Below are 19,256 nucleotides of genomic sequence, written 5' to 3'. Positions count from 1 at the left end.
TCCCCGAACTTGAAGGGGAGAAGGCAGCATGCCCAAGGCCTATTGGATTGCGCAAGTCGTCGTGTCCAATCCCGAGCAGTATAAGCTTTACGCCGAAAGCGCGCCCCTGGCGTTCAAGAAATATGGCGCCAATATCCTGGCGCGCGGCGGCCGCTCAGGCCAGATGGAAGGCGAGGGGCGTCCGCGCAATGTGGTGATCGAATTCCCGTCCTATGAGGACGCGGTCGCCTGCTACAATTCCCCCGAATATCAGTCCGCCAAGGCCAAGCGTCAGGGCGCCGGGTCGGCCAATATCGTCATCGTCGAGGGTGTGTGATGGCCGGTTCCGCTAAGGGCTATTGGATGGTGCGCGTCACGGTGAAGGATCCTGAGCGCTACAAGGACTATGTCGCCGCCAACAAGATGCCGCTCGAGACCTATGGCGCCAAATTCCTGGTGCGCGGTGGTCCTTATGAAGTGGTCAAGGGATCGTCGCGTGACCGCCATGTGATCCTCGAATTTCCGTCTCTCGAAGCCGCCAAGGCCTGCTTCCGTTCGCCCGAATATCAGGCGGCGCTGAAGATCTTCGAGACCTGTGCCGAGAGCGACGTCGTCATTGTCGAGGGAGTGTCATGAAGATCGCCATCGCCGGAGCGGCCGGCCGCATGGGCCGCGTTCTCACCCGCATCGTGCATGAGACGGAAGGTCTCGAAGTCGCGGGCGGCATCGAGCCGAAAGGCTCGAGTGCCGTCGGCGCCGATATGGGCGAGCTTGCCGGCTTGGGACCGCTCGGCGTCAAAATCACCGACGAGCCCTTGGCGCTGTTCACCAGGATCGAAGGCTTGATCGACTTCACTGTCCCGAAGGCGACGCTGGCGCTGGCCGAGCTCTCGGCGCAAGCCCGTATCGTCCATGTCATCGGCACCACCGGCATCGACAAGGAGGGTGACGAGAAGATCAAGGCGGCCGCCCGCCATGCCCGCATCGTGAAATCGGGCAATATGAGCTTAGGCGTCAATCTGCTCGCCGCCCTGGTGCGCAAGGTGGCGGCGACCTTGGGCCCCGATTTCGACATCGAGGTCCTCGAAATGCATCACAAGCACAAGATCGACGCGCCCTCGGGCACCGCTTTGCTGCTGGGCCAGGCGGCGGCCGAAGGCCGCAAGCTCGATCTCACGAAATCCTCGGTGCGCGCGCGCGACGGTCACACCGGCGCCCGTCCTGAAGGCCATATCGGCTTCGCCACCTTGCGCGGCGGCAGCGTCGTCGGCGAGCACACGGTGATGTTCGCCGGGCCGGACGAGCGCATCGAGCTCACTCATAGGGCGGCGAGCCGCGACCTCTTTGCGCGCGGCGCCGTGCGTGCCACCCTTTGGGCGCAAGACAAGAAACCCGGTCTCTATTCGATGGCCGACGTATTGGGACTGGAGTAATCGATGGATCGCATATTGGTGCTTGTCCGCCACGGACAGAGTGAGTGGAATCTGAAGAATCTGTTCACCGGCTGGAAAGACCCGGGCCTGACCGAGAAGGGCATCGCCGAAGCCAAGGCGGCGGGCGAGCGCTTGAAGCGCAAAGGTCTCAAATTCGATATCGCCTATACGAGCGTGCTGACGCGCGCCCAGCACACGCTCGATTTGATGCTGGCCGAGCTCGGCCAGACCGGTCTCAAGACCGTCAAGGACCAGGCGCTGAATGAGCGCGACTATGGCGACTTGACCGGCCTCAACAAGGACGATGCACGCAAGAAATGGGGCGAGGAGCAGGTCCTCGTCTGGCGCCGTTCCTATGACGTGCCGCCGCCCGGCGGCGAGAGCCTCAAGGACACGCTGGCGCGCGCCCTGCCTTATTACATGACACACATCCAGCCGGATGTGTTGTCGGGCAAAAGCGTTCTGGTGGCGGCGCATGGCAATTCATTGCGTTCTCTGATCATGGCCATCGAAGGCCTGACGCCGGCGGAAATCCTGAAGCGCGAACTCGAGACCGGCGTACCGGTCTTCTATCGCCTCAAGGCCGATTCACGCCCCGAGAAGATCGAGATACTCAACGGGTGATCAGCTGATCACGCCGCTTTGGCGCTGATCCCGGCCTCCCAGCCGAGGATGGCGCGTTTGCGGGTAAGTCCCCAGTGATAGCCGCACAGGCTGCCGGATTTGCTGAGCACCCGGTGGCAGGGCACCACGAAGGAGACCGGATTGCGGCCGACCGCGGCGCCGACCGCGCGCGCCGCTTTGGGGTTGCCGATATGGGCGGCGACGTCGGAATAGGTCGAGCGTTTGCCGAGCGGGATGCGCAACAGCGTCTCCCAGACGCGGATCTCGAAATCGCTGCCGATGAAGACGACGCGCAAGGGCTCGTCGCGGCGCCAGTTCTCCGGCTTGAAGATGCGGTCGGCATAAGGCTTGGTGGCGAGCCAGTCCTCGATATAGGCGGCGCCCGGCCAGCGCGACTGCATGTCGATGAGCGCGTCCTTCTCCGCCCCGTCATCGGCGAAAGCGAGGCCGGCGAGGCCCTGGTCGGTGATCATCACCAGCGCGCGCCCGAAGGGGCAGTCATGGAAGCCGAAGCGCAAGGTGAGGCCCTTGCCGCCCGCTTTGTAGAAGCCGGGGGTCATGCCTTCATGGGTGACGAAGAGGTCGTGCAGCCGCCCCGGTCCAGACAAGCCCACTTCATAGGCCGTGTCGAGGATCGATGCGGATTCGCGCAGGAGGCCGCGCGCATGGTCGAGCGTCACCGCCTGCAGGAAGGCTTTGGGCGAGAGGCCGGCCCAGCGGGTGAACAGCCGCTGCAGATGGGTCGGACTCAGTTGCGCCTGCTCGGCGATCTCTTCGAGCGAGGGCTGCTCGCGCCAGGTCTCGTGAATGAAGGCGAGCGTCTTCTTCACGATCTCATAGTCGCGGGCGGGGGTGGACAGGGTTTCGATCTCGGTTGTCATGATCGGAATCTAGGAAGCTCCGGGCGCCGAAACCACCCGATTCTTGCGCAATCTAAGCCATTGTAATCACGGTACTTTCAAATACGCGGTCGAGCCAGCGCGCCGCGCAGCGTATCGGCGAAGGCCTTGCGGTCATGGGCGGCGAGGAACTGGCCGATCTCGGTGCGCCGACCTTTGAAGCGCAAATAAAGGCTGCCGATCAATTCGCGGTCATGGTCCTCTTCCAGCTCGACCTTGACCCAGCCGCGGGTGAAATGCAGCTCCTCGTGTTGCCGGTCATGGTCGAAACGCTTGAGGATCAGCTCATGGTCCGTCACCTCGATCTGCTCTTCCTTCAGCGCATCGGCGTAATTCTTGCGGAAGGCCCACCAGACGAGCGCGACATCGAGGCCGAGAAACGGGGCGATCGGCCAGGCGCCGAGCAGATAGAAGGCGGTGCCGGCCGCGAAATTGAGGCCGATCAACACGCTCATCAGAATCAGAAAGCCTTTCTGGCTCAGCGAGCGATAGGGCTTGAGCGTGGCGCGGAAGGTCTGCTGCATGGCTTGATCTTAGGCTCCAACTGGGCTCAGGTCACCTGAAACAGATGAGAGAATCATGGCGCCGCGCAGGCTCAAACCGGATCAGATCACGGAGATGTTCCGCCGTTTCCAGGCGGCGGATCCCGCACCCGAGGGCGAGCTCGATTATGTCAATCCTTACACGCTCCTCGTCGCCGTGGTGCTTTCGGCGCAAGCGACCGATGTCGGCGTCAACCGCGCCACCGGTCCCCTGTTCAAATTCGTCGACACGCCGGAAAAGATGGTCGAGCTCGGCGAGGCGGAGCTCATCTCCTATATCCGCACCATTGGTCTCTATCGGATGAAGGCCAGGAATGTGATCGCGCTGTCGCAGATCCTCATCGACAGATATGGCAGCGAAGTGCCGCGTGATCGGGCCGCGCTCGAGGAACTGCCGGGGGTCGGGCGCAAGACGGCGAATGTCGTGCTCAATATCGCTTTCGGCGAGCCCACCATCGCCGTCGACACGCATCTCTTCCGGCTCGGCAACCGCACCGGGCTGGCGCCCGGCAAGACGCCGCTCGAGGTCGAGCTCAAGCTCGAAAAGGTGGTGCCGCCCGAATATAAGCGCCACGCCCATCACTGGCTCATTCTGCACGGCCGTTATGTGTGCAAGGCGCGCAAGCCCGAATGCCCGCGCTGTCTCATCAACGATCTCTGCCTGTTCAAGGAGAAGACCGTTTCAGTCCCTTGAAGATGTGCACGAAGTAGCTCGTCGAGAACAAGGGCACGGTGAGGTTGACGAAGGGCACAAGGGCAAGTGCTGCGGGAACGAAGCCGGCGATGAAGATATGCGGCGTGTTCTGCCGGCGCAGTTCCTTGGCCTCGTCCACCGCCATGTGGCGCATCGCCGCCATCTCGAAATATTCGCGGCTGATCAGATAGGCGTTGACGATGAGCAGCACGATCGCGCCGACGCCGAAGAGCAGCATCGGCAGCACCGCCAGATTGACGAGGAGCACCAGGAGGCCGAATTGCACGCCAAGCAGGATCGCCTTGGTGGTCGGCAATTCACTGCCCGGTGGATCTGACGGATAGTGCTTGCGCTCGACGAGGCCGGCGATGTGATCCAGATAGAGGCCGGCGAAGAGGGCAGTGACCGGCGGGATCATGAAAAAGGCGAGCACCGCGACGCCGAGGCCGCCCACCACTTCGATGATGCTGTTGCCCCAGCCCCAGGGGGTGAGCTTCAGCATGTCGAGCAGGAACACCGTTCCGGCGACGATGGCGATGAGCAGCACGATGGCCAGCCCGACCGCCTTGAAGAGAACGCTGCGGAAATCGGGGGAGAGGACATCGCCAAGGGCGGTGAAGGCGGCTTTGATCATGGCGGCATAGATAATCGACCGGCGCCCCGGTTTGAAGGGCCGGTAAGCATGCTGTAATCCCTAAAGTTGCGGAGAATGGCTTTATCGCTTAGCTTCAAGGCCATAAATGTGGCGCGGTGCGGAAGTGAGGCGAAATTGAGAAAGCTGGCAAGCGGTCTGCTCTTCGCGGTGGCTCTTTCCATTATTCCTTCCTATGCCCAGCAGCAGGCAGCGCCACCGCCGGCCGTGGTCGTCGAGCCGGCCCGGATGGAGGTGATCGCCCAGCGGGTGGATTTCGTCGGCCGCATCGAGGCGATCGAGAAGGTCGAACTGCGCGCCCGGGTGACGGGTTTCATCAAGAAGGTCGATTTCAAGGACGGCGACGACGTCAAGGAAGGCCAGACGTTGTTCGAGATCGAGCCCGATTCGTTCCAGGCGACGATCGACCAGAGTCAGGCCCAACTCGCTTCCGCTCAGGCGGATGCCCAGAATGCCAATCTCAATCTCCAGCGCGGCCTCGACCTCGTGAAGACCAATGCGCTCGCCAAAGCCCAGGTCGACCAGCGCCAGGCCGATGCCGACAAAGCCCGCGCCGCGGTCATGCAGATGCAAGCGGCCCTGCGCGAGGCCGAGATCCAGCTCTCCTACACGACGATCAAGGCGCCGATCCCCGGCCGCATCGGCAGAACGACCTTCACGGAAGGCAATCTCGTCGATCCATCCTCGGGTGTCCTGGCGACGATCGTGCGCGACGACGAGGTGCGGGCGCTCTTCAACGTCACTCAGCGCGAGATTCTCGAATACAAGAAAAGCGGTGGCGGTGAGGTGAACGTCAAACTGCGGCTCGCCGACGGCAGCTTCTACGACAAGCCGGGCAAGCTCGATTTCATCGACGTGGTGGTCGATCAGAAGACTGACAGTCAATTGGTGCGCGCGGTGTTTCCCAATCCCGACCGCATCCTCACCGATGGACAGACGATTCGCGTCGTCCTCGAGCGTGCGCAGGAGGCGCCGTCGGTCACCGTGCCGCAGGCGGCGCTGGCCGCCGACCAGGCGGGTTCCTATGTCTTCGTCGTCGACACCGCCAACAAGGTCGAGCAGCGCCGGGTCAAGACCGGCCAGCAGCGCGACGGCCGGATCGCCGTTACCGAAGGTTTGAAGGACGGCGATCTCGTCATCGTCGAGGGCCTGCAGCGCGTGCGGGCGGGCATGGTCGTCGCGCCGCAGCGTGCCGAAGCCTCTAACTAGGAGCGGGCGATGATCTCCTCCGTCTTCATCCACAGGCCACGCCTGGCCTTCGTCATTTCGATCGTCATCTCCATCGCCGGCCTCATCGCTTATTACGCACTGCCGGTCGCCCAGTTCCCTGACATCGTGCCGCCGCAGGTGCAGGTTTCCGGCGTCTATCCGGGCGCCGATGCCGCCGCCGTCGAGGCCTCTGTCGCGCAGATCATCGAGCCCGCCGTCAATGGCGTCGACAAGATGATCTATATGAAGTCGACCTCGGGCGCCGACGGCACCTATGGCCTGAGCGTCAGCTTCTCGGTCGGTTCCGATCCCGATCTCAACGCCGTCAACGTCTCGAACCGCGTCAATCAGGTCCTTTCGCAACTGCCGGCGGAGGTGCAGCGCAACGGCATCGTGGTGAAGAAGAAGTCATCGGCGATGTTGCAGGTGATGAGCTTTTATTCGCCCAAGGGCTCGCGCGACGGACTCTTCCTGTCGAACTACGTGACCATCAACATTCTCGACCGCCTGGCCCGCGTGCCGGGCGTCGGCGAGGTCATGCTATTCGGCGCCAAGGACTATTCGATGCGCATCTGGCTCGACATGGATCGTCTGGCCAGCCTGGGCCTGACGTCCGCGGATGTGGTGACGGCGATCCAGCAGCAGAATGTCCAGGCCGCCGTAGGCCGCATCGGCGCCGCACCGCTGGTGAAGGACACGGCGCTGCAGATCAATCTCAACGCCAAGGGCCGGCTCAGCGATCCGGCCGAATTCGAGAACATCGTCATCCGCGCCACCGAGAGCGGCGGCCTCGTGCGCGTCAAGGACGTCGCCCGCGTCGAGCTCGGCGCCAAGACGCTCGATTCCGATGCGAGCTTCAATGGCGGCCCGACCGCCGGCGTCGCCATCTATCAGGCGCCGGGCGCCAACGCGCTGGCGACCGCCGCGAATGTCCGCAAGGCGCTCGAGACCTTGAAGGCGGATTTCCCGGACGACGTCGACTATGCCGTCGCCTACGACTCCACCGTCTTCGTCGAGAAGATGATGGAAAGCGTCATGCACACGCTGGGCGAGGCCTTCGTGCTGGTGGCGCTGGTCGTCCTGGTCTTCCTCGGCAATTTCCGCGCCACGCTCATTCCGATCATCGCCGTGCCGGTCGCTCTCATCGGCACCATGGCGGTGCTCTTGGCCTTCGGCTTCTCGCTCAACACCATCTCGCTCCTGGCGCTGGTGCTGGCCATCGGCATCGTCGTCGATGACGCGATCGTCGTCGTCGAGAATGTCGAGCATGTGCTGCAGGAGCATCCCGAGCTCACCCCCGCCGAGGCGACCGAGAAAGCGATGGGCCAGATCACCGGCCCGATCATCGCCATCACTTTGGTGCTGCTGTCGGTCTTCGTGCCGACGGCGTTCATTCCGGGCATCACCGGCCAGCTTTATATGCAATTCGCCGTCGCCGTTTCGGTGTCGATGGTGATCTCGGCCATCAACGCGCTCACTTTGTCGCCGGCACTGTGCTCACTGCTGCTCAAGCATCGCGGTCCCCCGCGCGGCATCTTCAAGTTCTTCAACCGCGGCGTCGAAGGCGCCAAGGGCGGTTATGTAGCGCTGGTCAGGCCCTTGGCGCGCCGCGCCCTCCTGGCGCTTCTGCTGGTCGGCCTCTTCGCCGGCGGCGCCGGCTGGCTCGCCAAGACGATCCCGACCGGCTTCCTGCCCGATGAGGACCAGGGCGCCTTCATGGGTGAGATCCAGCTGCCGGATTCGGCCTCGACCGAGCGCACCGCCGCCGTCGTCAAGCGCGTCGAGGAACTGATCGCCAAGAAACCTTGGGCGGAAGCCTATTTCACGGTGTCGGGCTACAGCATCCTCGACGGCCTGGCGCTCCCCAACAAGGCCTTCTTCGTCGTGCTGCTGAAGCCGTTCGAGGAACGCAAGGCGCCCGACATGTCGGCTTTCGCGGCCATCGCGGAATTGCGTCGCGACCTGCAATCGATTGCCGCCGCCAGCATCTTCCCGTTCAACCCGCCGCCGATCCAGGGCCTCGGCACCGGCTCCGGCTTCGAGTTCCAGCTGCAGAGCAATACCGGCGCGCCACCCGCCGACATCGCCGCCGTGGCTCGTGGCTTGAGCATCGCCGCCAATCAGGATCCGCGCCTCGCCGGCGTCTTCACCACCTTCAGCGCGGCGACGCCGCAATTGACCGTCAAGGTCGATCGCGAGCGCGCCCAGACCTTGGGCGTGGCCGTCGTCGACATCTACAACGCGCTGCAAGTCGCCCTCGGCGGCACCTATGTGAACGACTTCAACCTGTTCGGGCGCACCTGGCAGGTCAAGGTGCAGGCCGATGCGGCGAGCCGCATGACGCCCGACGATATCTATCTGGTGCGGGTGCGCAGCTCCTCTGGCGAGCTCGTGTCGCTGCGGGCACTTGCCGATGTCGAGCTCTCCTTCGCGCCCGCCGGCATGACCCGCTACAACAATCTGCGCTCCGTCACCATCAATGGCGCGCCGGCGCCCGGCCGCTCCTCGGGCGAGGCCATCGCCGCGATGGAGGTGGTGGCCAAGGCGACACTGCCGGTTGGTTATGGGTATGAATGGACGGGCACCGCGCTTCAGGAAAAAGAAGCCGGCGGCAAGACGGCCGGCATCCTGATGCTCGCCGTGCTCTTCGCCTATCTCTTTCTCGTGGCGCTTTATGAAAGCTGGACCGTCCCGCTGGCGGTGATCGTCTCGGTGGCGGCTGGCCTCCTCGGTGCCATGCTGGCGCTGAAGTTTGCCGGCCTCGACAACAATGTCTATGCCCAGATCGGCATCGTCGTGCTGATCGCGCTCGCCGCCAAAAATGCGATTCTCATCGTCGAATTCGCCATGGAGCAGCGCCGCAAGGGCGTCGGCATCGCCGACGCCGCGATCGAAGGCGCCAATTTGCGCTTCCGCGCCGTGATGATGACGTCCTTCGCCTTCATCTTGGGGCTGGTGCCGCTGGTGATCGCCTCGGGCGCGGGGGCGGCGACCCAGCGCGCCGTCGGCACCGCCGTCTTCGGCGGCATGCTGGCCGCGAGCCTGCTCGGCATCTTCGTCATTCCGGGGCTTTACGTCCTCGCCCAGAGCGGGCGCGAATTCACCCATCGCCTCGTCGGGCGCGGGGCCAAAACCCCCGTGGCACCCGCGGCCGAGGAGGCTCCGCCAGCCCCCAAACCTGAGGCATGACGGCGAAAACCGCCGTCTTGCGGCGACCGGACCGATCCTGTAGGGGCTCGGTTTCCCGCCCATTTTTCCCATAGGAAATCATGACCAAGCCGACTTTCGATGTCCTGACCATTGGCAATGCCATTGTCGATGTCTTCTCGCGTGTGGAGGAGAATTTCCTCAGCCGCCACAATGTCACCAAGGGCATGATGCGGCTCGTCAACGAGACGGAATCCTCCGAGCTTTTCGAGGACATGGGGCCCTCGACCCGGATCTCCGGCGGCTCGGGCGCCAATACGGCGGTCGGCGTCGCTTCTTTCGGAGGCTCGGTGGCTTTCATCGGCAAGGTCAAGGCCGACGAGCTGGGCCGGGTCTTCACCCATGACACCCGCTCGGCCGGCGTCCATTTCGATACCGTGCATGCCACCGCAGGTCCAGGGACGGCGAGCTCGCTCATCCTCATCACGCCCGATGGCGAGCGCACCATGAACACCTTCCTCGGCGCCTGCGTGCATCTGTCGCCCGGCGACATCGACGAGGCCGTCGTCGCCGCCGCCAAGGTCACCTATCTCGAAGGCTATCTGTGGGACCCGCCGCTCGCCAAGCAGGCCTTCAAGAAAGCGGCGCAGATCGCCCGCGCGGCGGGGCGCCTCGTCTCCATCACGCTTTCCGATTCCTTCTGCGTCGACCGTCATCGCGACAGCTTCCTCGAGCTGATCCGCAACGACATCGACATCGTCTTCGCCAATGAGAAGGAAATCACCTCGCTCTATCAGGTCGAGCATTTCGACGAGGCGTTGCAGCGCGTGCGCAAGGATTGCGCCATCGCCGCTCTGACGCGTTCGGAAGCCGGCTGCGTCATCGTCAAGGGTGATGAGGTCCATGTCGTCGAGGCGCATCCGGTCGACAAGGTCGTCGATGCGACGGGTGCCGGCGATCTCTTTGCCTCGGGTTTTCTCTATGGCTTCACCCGCGACCTGTCTCTGGTCCAATGCGCCAGGCTCGGCGCGCTGGCGGCAGCCGAAGTGATCTCGCATGTGGGTGCCCGCCCGGAGATCGCGCTCAACGCGCATGCCAAGGCGAATGGACTCTTATAGGGTTTAGAGCATCGGACCGAAAAGTGCGAAGCGGTTTTCGGCTAATCCGATGCGCATAAAATTGAGATAGAGCGCCGGAGCGCTTCTATGCCCGGTGCTCTAGTCCGCGCCGCAGGGCCAGTTGGTCGGCATCGTGAGCCCGGCCGGCAATTTCGTCTGCGCATCGCCGCAGGACATGTTGAGCTGCGTCTGGGTCAGGTCGACGGCCTGGCTGAGATCGGCGCCTTCGAAACGCGTCCAATAGAGATAGGTGCGCTTGAAGGAGGCGCCGGCGAGCGTGGCGTCCTTGAAATTGCCCCGCTGCAGCATGGCGCCGGAGAGATTGGCGCCGGAGAGATTGGCCTTGACGAAACTGTTGCGCGAGAATTCGCCGTCGGACAGGTCGGCGCCGGTGAGATCGGCGCCGTCGAAACTCACCCGCAGGAATTCGGCCTTCACCAGGCGCGCGCCCTTGAGCGTGGCGCCTTGGAAGTCGGCGCGGCTCGACAGGCTCTTTTCGAGATTGGCGCCGGTGAGGTCGGCTTGCTTCAGCGAGGTGCGGACCAGTTCGCTGCGTTGCATATTGGCCTTGGCGAGACGCACCGAGGTGAGACCGGTCCCCGACAGGAAGGCACCCTCGAGATTGGCACCGGTCAGATCGCTGCCGTCGAGCTGCAAAAGCTGCTTGTTGCAATTCGACCAGTCGACCGCCGGCGCCGGTCCTTCCTTGCAGCCAGCATCCGCCGCCTGAACGAAGAGGCCGAGGAACACAAGCGACAGTCCCGTCCTGCCCAGATATCCACGCAACACCCGATCCTCCGCACCATTTGCTCCCGGCCGAATCGACCTCGAGCGATCATGACCTTCAGACATGATTATACGCATGGAGCCTGCAAAGCTCCATGCGTTTCAATCACTACAGAGTCGGTCGCTGGAGGTCAGCGGCCGGCATATTTCAGGTGGAGGCCGGCGATGCCCGCCGCGACATTGAGGCCCTTCTGGCCCTGGATGCTGACCGGCTGCAGCGCGATGGTCTTCTTGAAGCCGCCGACCAGCACATTGGCGCCGAGGCCGACGCCGACGGTCGCTTCGGCCGAGGCGCCGCCATAGGAGCCCGCCAGCGCGCCACGCTTGGTGTTGCCGCCGGCAAAAACCGCCCAGGTGATATAGCTCTTCTTGGTGAAGCCGATATCGATGCCGATCTTGGTGATCGAGCCGGTATAACGCTCGACCTTGCGACCGGTCACCGAGACGAACTTGCACTTCATCTTCTTGGACGAGCCCAGGATGAGGCCGACGCCGCCCGAAACGGTGCAGTTCAGCGAGCCGATCTTGATGCCGCTCTTCGCCGAAGCAGGGCTGGCGGCGAGGAGTGCCATGGCCACGGCGGCGGCGCCCGCGGAAATCATCCATTTTTTCATGAGGTAGTCCCTTATTTTGAGTTTATTCCATCTACCAGAACGGTCTGGCGGCCCGCCGGTTCCCGGCCGGGGTTGAAAAGCCTCCAACACCTTGGCGGAATTGTGGAGGCCCGGATGCCACATTTGTGACGATTTCTATTCAATTTCCGGGGCTTGCCCGGCGCGGCGTTTCGCCGGTCGCACATGAAAATTTCGTCATGTGCAAAAGCTCAGCCGGAGCAAAAAAATATCCGCGTTTGCGGATCAGGCCGTCTTGCCTTCGCGCGCCACCTCCTGTAGGCCGCCACCTATCTTGAGAGGGCGCGTCTTAAGAGGAGCGGAATGCGCGGTGGCCTCCAGCTTATATGCCGGGGCTGGCGTGATCCGAGGATCACATGGCGGGCTTCATCAGGTCTCTCAAGCGGGCCGTTCTGGGCGAGCTTCTGCAAAAGACGGCGGTACCGATCGATGACGGCAATGTCCGCCTGACGATGCGCCTCAAGCGCGACAGGCTCACGCACGAAAGATATGTGGTGCTGGGACTGGTTGCCGCCACGAACTACAAGCACGCCGAATTGAGCCCGGACGAGTTTCAGGATTTCCTCGAAGCGGTCAAGGCGATGCAGAAGGCCTTGCATATTCCCGACGTGCCGCCGCCACTGAAGAGCTGAGCCGCTTCAGGTCTGCAACAATACGACACTTTCCTGTTCATTGGGGTCGGTGCGCGCGATGAGCGCGCGAGCGATCTGCTCGGTCGGATTATAGGGCTGATGCGGAACGCCGGCCGGAATATAGATGAAGTCGCCGGCTTCGACGCGGTCGACAAATTCGAGCTGCTGCCCGTGGCGGAATTCAGCCGCGCCTTCGAGCATGTAGATCGCCGTCTCGTGCGACTCATGGTAATGCGGTTTGGCCTCCGCACCTGGCGGCATGGCGAGAAGATGCAGGCAGATGGCCTTGGCGCCGGCCGTCTCGGCCGAGACGCCGGAGAAATAATCGAGGCCTTGCTTGCCGTGGAAGCCTTCGCTGCGATTGCGGCGGATGATCTTGCATGTGCTCATGCGCGCCATCTTAGCGATGAAAACCATTCGCCTCAATCGTGCCGGCGGCGGTCCTTGCGAAAAAATCCCCTCATCTCGGGCGGAATGGAAATGCCGCACGAACGTATTTTGTTTCTCGACCTCTAGCCTATCGCCGTGTGAGCCGCACGCCGCGCCTGATCGCCAGCGCCATCAGTTGGAAGGTGGTGAGCCGGTTGCCGTTCACCCAATAGAGAGAGGTGCTGGTCGCGTCGCCGAGCACGATATAGCCCCGCTTGCGCAGGCCCGCATAAGCGATGGCGACGGCGGGCCTCTTTCCGAGATGCAGGTCCCTTACGATTCGATCCATGATCCGCATGCTGAGTTTCGCATGCCGTTCCATAAAGCGCCGCTTTGCCAGAAGCTGTCAGGAACCGGGCGGGGACGCACGCAGTCGGTGTTGCCTAAAAGTTCTCATTCAATGAGGTCGATGAAGCACTCTGCGGGTCGGCTTGGCGGAAGATTCCCAACTCCTCGCGCAGGAAGCTGGCGAGATGCCGTGTCTTGTCGGGAACCTTTTCGGATCGCGCATAGAGAAGCCGCAGATTGAAGCCGGGGACGTCGTAGTCCGGGAGAACGCGCTTCAGATGTCCGGCGGCCAGCGCCTCGGCACAGCTCGGCATTTGCAGGACCCCGATCCCGGCACCCGCCAACAGCAGGGAATGCAGCGGCCGCCAATTGCTGACCGTCCATGTCGTGTTTATCGCGACGCGGATCATGTCGTCGCGACGCTGCAGCGGAAGAACATTGTCGTTGAATATGCCGGCGACCCGCAGGAACGGATGCGCTTTGAGATCGTTCGGGGTCTCCAGCGTCCGGCATGTCGTCAGATATTCCGGCGAAGCGACAAGCATGCGCTGCACAAGGCCGATCCGCTCGGAAACGCACCCGCCGGCGGGAGCATCGCCCAGCCGCACGGAGAGGTCGGCGCCTTCGGTGACCGGGTCGGCGATCCGATCGTTCAGGAACAGATCGATATTGAGATGGGGATGTTTCTTCCGGAACCGCATCAGGATCGGCGGCAGGACCATTTCGCCCAGGCCATGCGGCGCCGCCACGCGCAAGGTCCCGCGCAGCGACGGGGCGTCGGTATCGCCGACACTTTCAGCATAGGCGGCGGCATCGAGGGCCTTCCTGCTCCGCTCATAAAAGGTAGCGCCGATATCCGTCGGTACGATCGAGCGGGTGTTGCGATGAAGGAGACGTTGTCCGAGATGGGCTTCGAGGCGCGTGATGCGCTCGCTGACCGCCGGCTGACCCATGCCCAGGTCCCGCGCGGCGGCCGACAGGCTCCTCCGCTCCACGACCCTGACGAACACGCGCATCGCGGCGAACATATCCATGGACAAGCGATGGAACTCCTGATGGCTGAGAGCGCCGGCCCGGCGCGGCGCGGACGCTATATCGAATCTGCCGGTCGGCAGCAACTCGGCATCCGACGATTTCAGATATCGGAGCATCCGATGAATGACGATCGGCATGATTCGGTGCGGATCTGGCGGTACGAGATCTCCAGTCACATGCGCCGTGCATTAGTGCGTGGGCTGATCAATGACTGTGATCGGCATGCACGATGAGTAGATGATAATTCGATGATCTTACCATGCGATATTGTTGCTTATATGATACATAGTCGAGAAAATCGACGTGATGCGCGTGAGAGTGTTTGACTGTCGGGGATGTGGCGCGGTTATTTCGGCTGTCAATTCTTTGGAGTCCGGGGAATGTTGAAGAGAGTTCTTTTGGTGATGGTTGCCGCGATCGCTTTCGGTGGCGCGGTGAAAGCGGCGGATCTGGCCGAGCCCATGGCGTTTGACTGGGCGGGGGCCTCAATCGGGCTTCAGGGCGGTTATGCCTGGGATGGCGGTGACGATACCGAGACGACGTGCAGCACCGGCGGCAGTAGCGGCGGCCTGTTGTCGGTTCCGAGCGACTTCTGCGGCGGTGGCGGCTCAGGCGGATTGCTCCTGGCCGGCAGAAGCGCCGATGTGACGCTGAATTCCGGAAAGGGCTCGATCGGCCTTGAGGGTTTTGTCGGCGGCTTGAATGCCGGCTATGCGTGGCAGATGGACAATGTCGTTCTCGGCATTGAGGGCGACATTGAATTCGCCGGTCTGAAAGGCGACACCGATCTTGTCGACGATACGGGCGCAAAGATCGGCAAGATCGATAAGGAGATCGACTGGCTGGGCTCGCTGAGATTGCGGGCGGGGTATGCCTTCGATCGTGTGTTGCCCTATGTCACCGGCGGTTTGGCCGTCGGCGGGGCGGATCTTTCGCTCCATGATCTGAACGGCAAGGTCGCGGAGAATAACGACACCAGATGGGGGTGGACCATCGGCGCGGGACTCGACTACGCGCTGACCGACAATCTCACGGCGCGCGTCGAATATCGTTACACCTATCTTGGAAGTATCGCGGCCGGTGACGAAGCGACGAGCGGCGAGGTCGAATCCGATCTGTCGTTCCATGCCGTGCGCGCCGGCCTCGGCTGGCACTTCTAGATCTCTCGACAGCGACCACACAGTCTCGCTCCGCCGGGGGGCGGCGGGATGGCGTGTCGCCGGGGAGCCCGGTTGCCGGAACAGGCCGCCGGGCTTTTCCCGTTTTTTGCTCGCTTTGACTCCCGAACAGAGGCCGGTCAATGCGGCCGCGGCTGCTCCAGGGTCAACCGTTTGAGATCTTCGCGATAGGACGCCAGCTGGTCGCGAAACCGCTGCAGCGTCGTTTCCGCGTGTTTCGGCTGATAGCCGATCGCCCGGGCGACGCGCACGAAATCGGTCAGATTCGCCTCGAGCTTCCGGGTCAGCTTGATCTTGTTCACGGTGACGAGAATATCGGTTCGTCTTGTCATGGGAAGATAACGACAGCGTGCCGCCAATGTTCCGGCCCGCATCTCGCTCCGATCGTGTGATCCCTGTGGCGACGACCATATCTTGATTGAGCACTCAAGGAGGTGGCGATAATTCAGTCGCCGCTACGCCTCTCAAGCTCCTCGGCGAAGGCCGTCATGTCGCGCCCGCTCCCGAAGGCGCGCGTGGGGAGGATCAAGACACGGCCACTGACGCAAATGAATACGTGTGTTGGTGTCTTGATGATTGCGTTGATTGTCTCGGGTGCAACGAAAAATGGAACTCCATTCTCACGCCATTCGAGATGGTCGACGTGATCCAGCACCTCCACGGCAATGGGATGCGGCAGGCGCCGCGCCGCTCGCCAATGTGCATAAAGATGCATGACGACCATTGCCAGGCCATATTGGGCGAATCCGCTTGCGGCTATGAAGGCCCAGAACCGCCAGCCGCCTTCCTCCCCGACCCAGCCCTCAGGAAGCATCGCCACGGCCAAGCCCCCAAGACCGACCCAGACGAACAGCAGGATGAGGCGCCAGCCTCCGATCTCCCGCGGGAGTGTCTCGTAAGCTAAGGCGTCGGCGCGTGTCAGCATGAAAGAAAGATGTCGAAACGGCTGCGGACCGTTGGATGTCGCCTCGCTGGCGGTCGTCATTGCGCCGGGCCCGACGGTGGCATGACAGGCTGACTCATCCGGGCGCTGAAATTAGGACGCGAACGGGAGGAAATCCATTTTCCATTACAAATCAATCAAATAGCTTATGAATTTTGGCGGAAGAGGAGGGATTCGAACCCTCGATACGCTTTCACGTATACACACTTTCCAGGCGTGCGCCTTAAGCCACTCGGCCACCCTTCCGCAAACGGCAGGTCATATCCATGTCCTGCCGGACGGGCGTGCCGCCCGAATTCGGGGCGCACTATAGCCAGAGCGCGCCGCGGTTCAAGCCTCTGTTACAGCCCTCACGCCGACGATCGCATCCTGGACCAGGTCTGCAGCGGTTTTATTTTGTCCATGAGCCCTGGCCGCAAGGTCCGGCAAAGAATTGGCCGGACTATCCGAGAACTTTGCGTTGCGGCAAACAGTCCTCTTCACCGGATCGACTGGTGACTGATCTTCCTGGTTACGAGCTTCATTTCAGCGAATATTGAAGTAACTGAAGTATATATTCAGGAAATTGAGAGAGAACAGAATATTTACCAAGTAAATACTAGAATAAATTGAAGAGCTGAAATAGATATTCATATAAATGAATGGTGTATCAAGTAGATTATTCAAATTTTAGATATTCCGGAAACCAGGGGCTAACCATTTATCTTAGAACCTGCACTTGGAAGGCCGCAAAGCCGCCCGATTTACTACCCGTTAAAGGGTGGAGCCTAGGGTTGTCCTCGGTTCACGAAAACAGCCGTGCAAAACGCATCCTGACGTGAGCCGGTGCTGTTTACAGAGAAGCTAACTGGAGAATCAGATGAACACTCTTATGCGTTTTGTGAAAGACGAATCCGGCGCGACCGCCATCGAATACGGCCTCATCGCCGCCGCCATCGGCCTCATGCTCGTCGCCGTGCTGCCGGGCCTTCGTACCGCTCTCAGCGGCGTCTATACCGGCATCACGACCGGCGTGGGCACTGTTTCGCCGTAATCGAGCTCGCTGGCCACACCAGCGGAATCTTACGACTTGAGGCCATTGGCATTGTCCGATGGCCTCAAGTGCTCACGAAGACAGCTGCGGATAACGCAGGCGAGAGTGAGACAGGTAGACGGACAACTAAGCCAAAATGGAGAATCGGGTGAATAAGTTTGTGCGCTTTTTGAAAGACGAATCCGGTGCGACCGCCATTGAATATGGCCTGATCGCCGCCGCCATCGGCCTCATGCTCGTCGCCGTGCTGCCGGGCCTGCGTGACGCCCTCAGCGGCGTCTATACCGGCATCACGACCGGCGTGGGCACCGTTTCGCCGTAACCGGCTTCGCGACCACAGTTGATAAGAGCCGCTTTACAGGGAGGCTCGGAAAACCGCCGGCGACCGCCGGCGGTTTTTTCTTTGTGTTGCAGGCCTGTGCGGTAACGCCGTTTTTACGCCGGCCATGAAACTGTGGGCGAAACCAGAGTTTGACTTCCCCAGCACACAGACACGGGGCAAGGCCGAAAGGACGCAGAGCATGATGAGTTTTCTGGGCCAGATACTTCTTCCTTTCCTGGTGGTGGCCGCGGGCGTCAGCGATCTCCTGACGATGCGCATCCCCAACTGGTTGAATATCCTGATCGCATTGGCCTTCTTCCCTATGGCGCTGGCGACCGGCATGCCGATGGAGGCGCTGTTATGGCACTGTCTCGCGGCCGTTGCCGTCCTAGGGGTCGGGTTCGGTCTCTTCTCAGCTGGTTTCATCGGGGGCGGCGATGCCAAGCTCTTCGCCTCGGCAGCGCTCTGGCTCGGCTGGGCGCAACTTCCACAGTTTCTCATTTACACGGCGATCGCCGGTGGTGTCCTGGCCGTCATCGTGCAGAGCTGGCATTTGTTCCGGGTCGAGGGGGAAGTGCACGAGATCGGATGGGCCAAACGCCTGTTCGGCCGCAAGATCGACCTGCCCTATGGCATCGCGATCGCCGCGGGAACCATTCTTGCCTTTCCCGGCAGCTGGTGGATGCCGCTCGCGTCATAAGTTTCAAAAGACAGCAAAAGCTTAACGGTAATTTGACCATTCACGGCGATTGTCAGGGATAAAGCGCGCCATCGTGATCGATGAGCGGGTGAGTGAGGTGTAAAATGAACAGGACGCGTCTTCTTGTCTTGGCCGTGGCGATCGGTTCCGCCGGCCTGGCCATCTATATGGCGAAAGGCCTCGTCGGCACGAAGACCGAAGTCCAGACCGTCGAAGTCACCAAGGTCGAAACCGTCGACGTCCTGGTCGCCACCAAGAATGTGCAAATGGGCGAGAAGCTGATCGCCGGCTCGATCGGCTGGCAGTCCTGGCCGAAGTCGAGCGTCGCGGCGACCATGATCACCAACGAGGCGCAGCCCGACGCCCAGACAAAATACGAGACGGCGCGTGCCCGCGCCGCGATCTATGAGGGCGAACCGATCAACGATAAGAAGCTCGTGATGCCGACCGAAAACGGTTTCATGTCGGCCATCCTGCCCAAGGGCATGCGGGCGATCTCGGTCCCGGTCTCCGCTGAAACCGGCGCCGGCGGCTTCATTCTTCCCAATGATCGCGTCGACGTGCTGGTGACCCGCAAGATCGACGATGGCACGAATCAGAAATCCGCGATCAGCGAAACCGTGCTCACCAATGTGCGCGTCCTGGCCATCGACCAGACCTTCCGGCCGAAGGGCGACGACGACAAGGAATTTGTCGTCGCCGACAAGACGGCGACGCTCGAGCTCGATCCGCGCCAGACCGAAGTGATCTCTATGGCGCAGGATGTCGGACAGCTTTCCCTGACCCTTCGCTCGATCCGCGAGAATGACGGCGTTCCGCTCGCCGATATCGTTCCCAAGCTTAGCGACAAATACGCGAATGGAACGGAAAGCAACGAGATGACCATCATCAGATATGGCATTCCGCGGCGTGTGACATTGAATTGAATGGTTGGGACATGGCAGGGATGAGGAAGTATCTATCGAATACGAGCTGGCCCGG

The 19,256-nt window shown here is 61.9% G+C and carries 24 protein-coding genes and 1 tRNA gene; 14 read left to right on the top strand and 11 right to left on the bottom strand.

Annotation, left to right across the window (positions count from 1 at the left end; genetic code table 11):
• Positions 1 to 28: 28 nt before the first annotated feature.
• Genes JHL16_RS31520 through JHL16_RS31505 form a run of 4 tightly spaced genes read left to right on the top strand, consistent with a single transcriptional unit; the run spans position 29 to position 2,036 of the window.
• Complete coding sequence (locus tag JHL16_RS31520; protein WP_200188816.1) at positions 29 to 316, top strand: DUF1330 domain-containing protein; 288 nt, start codon at positions 29 to 31, stop codon at positions 314 to 316.
• Complete coding sequence (locus tag JHL16_RS31515) at positions 316 to 615, top strand: DUF1330 domain-containing protein (RefSeq protein ID WP_200188815.1); 300 nt, start codon at positions 316 to 318, stop codon at positions 613 to 615. Before JHL16_RS31520 ends, JHL16_RS31515 begins: the two co-directional genes overlap by 1 nt.
• Positions 612 to 1,412, top strand: coding sequence for a 4-hydroxy-tetrahydrodipicolinate reductase (gene dapB, locus JHL16_RS31510; protein ID WP_200188814.1), 801 nt, complete (start codon positions 612 to 614; stop codon positions 1,410 to 1,412). The genes JHL16_RS31515 and dapB overlap by 4 nt, the downstream gene beginning before the upstream one ends.
• 3 nt (positions 1,413 to 1,415) lie before the next feature.
• Positions 1,416 to 2,036, top strand: coding sequence for a 2,3-bisphosphoglycerate-dependent phosphoglycerate mutase (locus JHL16_RS31505; RefSeq protein ID WP_200188813.1), 621 nt, complete (start codon positions 1,416 to 1,418; stop codon positions 2,034 to 2,036).
• Positions 2,037 to 2,044: 8 nt separating this feature from the next.
• Here the strand turns inward: JHL16_RS31505 and JHL16_RS31500 are convergent, their stop codons facing one another.
• Both JHL16_RS31500 and JHL16_RS31495 read right to left on the bottom strand, forming a co-directional pair.
• Complete coding sequence (locus JHL16_RS31500) at positions 2,045 to 2,917, bottom strand: bifunctional helix-turn-helix domain-containing protein/methylated-DNA--[protein]-cysteine S-methyltransferase (protein ID WP_200188812.1); 873 nt, start codon at positions 2,915 to 2,917, stop codon at positions 2,045 to 2,047.
• A 77-nt stretch (positions 2,918 to 2,994) separates the two neighbouring features.
• On the bottom strand, positions 2,995 to 3,459 hold the full coding sequence (locus JHL16_RS31495; RefSeq protein WP_200188811.1) for a DUF2244 domain-containing protein: 465 nt from the start codon (positions 3,457 to 3,459) through the stop codon (positions 2,995 to 2,997).
• Between the two features lie 55 nt (positions 3,460 to 3,514).
• Here JHL16_RS31495 and nth point away from each other — a divergent pair, with 55 nt between their 5' ends.
• A complete protein-coding gene (gene nth / locus JHL16_RS31490; RefSeq protein ID WP_200188810.1) occupies positions 3,515 to 4,171 on the top strand; it encodes an endonuclease III in 657 nt (218 codons plus the stop codon).
• Here the strand turns inward: nth and JHL16_RS31485 are convergent.
• The gene (locus JHL16_RS31485) at positions 4,143 to 4,805 is read right to left on the bottom strand and encodes a sulfate transporter family protein (protein WP_200188809.1); all 663 of its coding nucleotides are present in this window, start codon (positions 4,803 to 4,805) and stop codon (positions 4,143 to 4,145) included. The genes nth and JHL16_RS31485 overlap by 29 nt on opposite strands.
• A gap of 135 nt (positions 4,806 to 4,940) precedes the next feature.
• Here JHL16_RS31485 and JHL16_RS31480 point away from each other — a divergent pair, with 135 nt between their 5' ends.
• The 3 genes from JHL16_RS31480 to JHL16_RS31470 all read left to right on the top strand — a co-directional run bounded on the left by JHL16_RS31480 (position 4,941) and on the right by JHL16_RS31470 (position 10,297).
• Positions 4,941 to 6,032, top strand: a complete 1,092-nt coding sequence (locus JHL16_RS31480) for an efflux RND transporter periplasmic adaptor subunit (protein WP_200188808.1) — start codon at positions 4,941 to 4,943, stop codon at positions 6,030 to 6,032.
• 9 nt (positions 6,033 to 6,041) lie between these two features.
• Positions 6,042 to 9,221 (top strand): efflux RND transporter permease subunit, encoded by a 3,180-nt coding sequence (locus JHL16_RS31475; protein WP_200188807.1) that lies wholly within the window; start codon positions 6,042 to 6,044, stop codon positions 9,219 to 9,221.
• 80 nt (positions 9,222 to 9,301) lie between these two features.
• On the top strand, positions 9,302 to 10,297 hold the full coding sequence (locus JHL16_RS31470; protein ID WP_200188806.1) for an adenosine kinase: 996 nt from the start codon (positions 9,302 to 9,304) through the stop codon (positions 10,295 to 10,297).
• 99 nt (positions 10,298 to 10,396) lie between these two features.
• On the opposite strand, the gene JHL16_RS31465 is transcribed toward JHL16_RS31470, so the two are convergent.
• Complete coding sequence (locus JHL16_RS31465; RefSeq protein WP_200188805.1) at positions 10,397 to 11,083, bottom strand: pentapeptide repeat-containing protein; 687 nt, start codon at positions 11,081 to 11,083, stop codon at positions 10,397 to 10,399.
• Between the two features lie 131 nt (positions 11,084 to 11,214).
• Positions 11,215 to 11,697, bottom strand: a complete 483-nt coding sequence (locus JHL16_RS31460) for a DUF992 domain-containing protein (protein WP_200188804.1) — start codon at positions 11,695 to 11,697, stop codon at positions 11,215 to 11,217.
• A gap of 374 nt (positions 11,698 to 12,071) precedes the next feature.
• On the opposite strand from JHL16_RS31460, the gene JHL16_RS31455 reads away from it, so the two are divergent.
• A complete protein-coding gene (locus JHL16_RS31455) occupies positions 12,072 to 12,347 on the top strand; it encodes a hypothetical protein (RefSeq protein WP_200188803.1) in 276 nt (91 codons plus the stop codon).
• Positions 12,348 to 12,353: 6 nt separating this feature from the next.
• Here the strand turns inward: JHL16_RS31455 and JHL16_RS31450 are convergent, their stop codons facing one another.
• The 3 genes from JHL16_RS31450 to JHL16_RS31440 all read right to left on the bottom strand — a co-directional run bounded on the left by JHL16_RS31450 (position 12,354) and on the right by JHL16_RS31440 (position 14,236).
• A complete protein-coding gene (locus tag JHL16_RS31450) occupies positions 12,354 to 12,746 on the bottom strand; it encodes a cupin domain-containing protein (protein ID WP_200189664.1) in 393 nt (130 codons plus the stop codon).
• Between the two features lie 118 nt (positions 12,747 to 12,864).
• Positions 12,865 to 13,065 carry a hypothetical protein gene (locus JHL16_RS31445; RefSeq protein ID WP_200188802.1) on the bottom strand — a complete coding sequence of 67 codons (201 nt, stop codon included), beginning with the start codon at positions 13,063 to 13,065 and terminating at the stop codon, positions 12,865 to 12,867.
• A gap of 94 nt (positions 13,066 to 13,159) precedes the next feature.
• Entirely contained in the window at positions 13,160 to 14,236 is a 1,077-nt protein-coding gene (locus tag JHL16_RS31440) for a LysR family transcriptional regulator (protein WP_200188801.1), read from the bottom strand.
• A 243-nt stretch (positions 14,237 to 14,479) separates the two neighbouring features.
• Here JHL16_RS31440 and JHL16_RS31435 point away from each other — a divergent pair, with 243 nt between their 5' ends.
• A complete protein-coding gene (locus JHL16_RS31435) occupies positions 14,480 to 15,259 on the top strand; it encodes an outer membrane protein (RefSeq protein ID WP_200188800.1) in 780 nt (259 codons plus the stop codon).
• Positions 15,260 to 15,396: 137 nt separating this feature from the next.
• On the opposite strand, the gene JHL16_RS31430 is transcribed toward JHL16_RS31435, so the two are convergent.
• The 3 genes from JHL16_RS31430 to JHL16_RS31420 form a co-directional block, all read right to left on the bottom strand.
• A complete protein-coding gene (locus JHL16_RS31430; protein WP_200188799.1) occupies positions 15,397 to 15,609 on the bottom strand; it encodes a hypothetical protein in 213 nt (70 codons plus the stop codon).
• 113 nt (positions 15,610 to 15,722) lie between these two features.
• Positions 15,723 to 16,262 (bottom strand): hypothetical protein, encoded by a 540-nt coding sequence (locus JHL16_RS31425; protein ID WP_200188798.1) that lies wholly within the window; start codon positions 16,260 to 16,262, stop codon positions 15,723 to 15,725.
• Between the two features lie 114 nt (positions 16,263 to 16,376).
• Positions 16,377 to 16,466 (bottom strand) — tRNA-Ser (locus JHL16_RS31420).
• 613 nt (positions 16,467 to 17,079) lie between these two features.
• Here JHL16_RS31420 and JHL16_RS31415 point away from each other — a divergent pair.
• From JHL16_RS31415 to cpaB, 4 genes are all read left to right on the top strand, one after another.
• Complete coding sequence (locus JHL16_RS31415; protein WP_200188797.1) at positions 17,080 to 17,253, top strand: Flp family type IVb pilin; 174 nt, start codon at positions 17,080 to 17,082, stop codon at positions 17,251 to 17,253.
• Positions 17,254 to 17,401: 148 nt separating this feature from the next.
• The gene (locus JHL16_RS31410) at positions 17,402 to 17,575 is read left to right on the top strand and encodes a Flp family type IVb pilin (protein WP_420884577.1); all 174 of its coding nucleotides are present in this window, start codon (positions 17,402 to 17,404) and stop codon (positions 17,573 to 17,575) included.
• Between the two features lie 199 nt (positions 17,576 to 17,774).
• Complete coding sequence (locus tag JHL16_RS31405) at positions 17,775 to 18,275, top strand: A24 family peptidase (RefSeq protein ID WP_200188795.1); 501 nt, start codon at positions 17,775 to 17,777, stop codon at positions 18,273 to 18,275.
• A gap of 104 nt (positions 18,276 to 18,379) precedes the next feature.
• On the top strand, positions 18,380 to 19,201 hold the full coding sequence (cpaB, locus tag JHL16_RS31400; protein ID WP_200188794.1) for a Flp pilus assembly protein CpaB: 822 nt from the start codon (positions 18,380 to 18,382) through the stop codon (positions 19,199 to 19,201).
• Positions 19,202 to 19,256: the final 55 nt, after the last annotated feature.

It is taken from the genome of Taklimakanibacter albus, from assembly GCF_016595235.1.
In the GTDB taxonomy this organism is placed as follows: Bacteria; Pseudomonadota; Alphaproteobacteria; order Rhizobiales; family Aestuariivirgaceae; genus Taklimakanibacter; species Taklimakanibacter albus.
The sequence above is the reverse complement of the archived record's forward strand: the minus strand, read 5'-3'. Positions and strand labels throughout refer to the sequence as shown.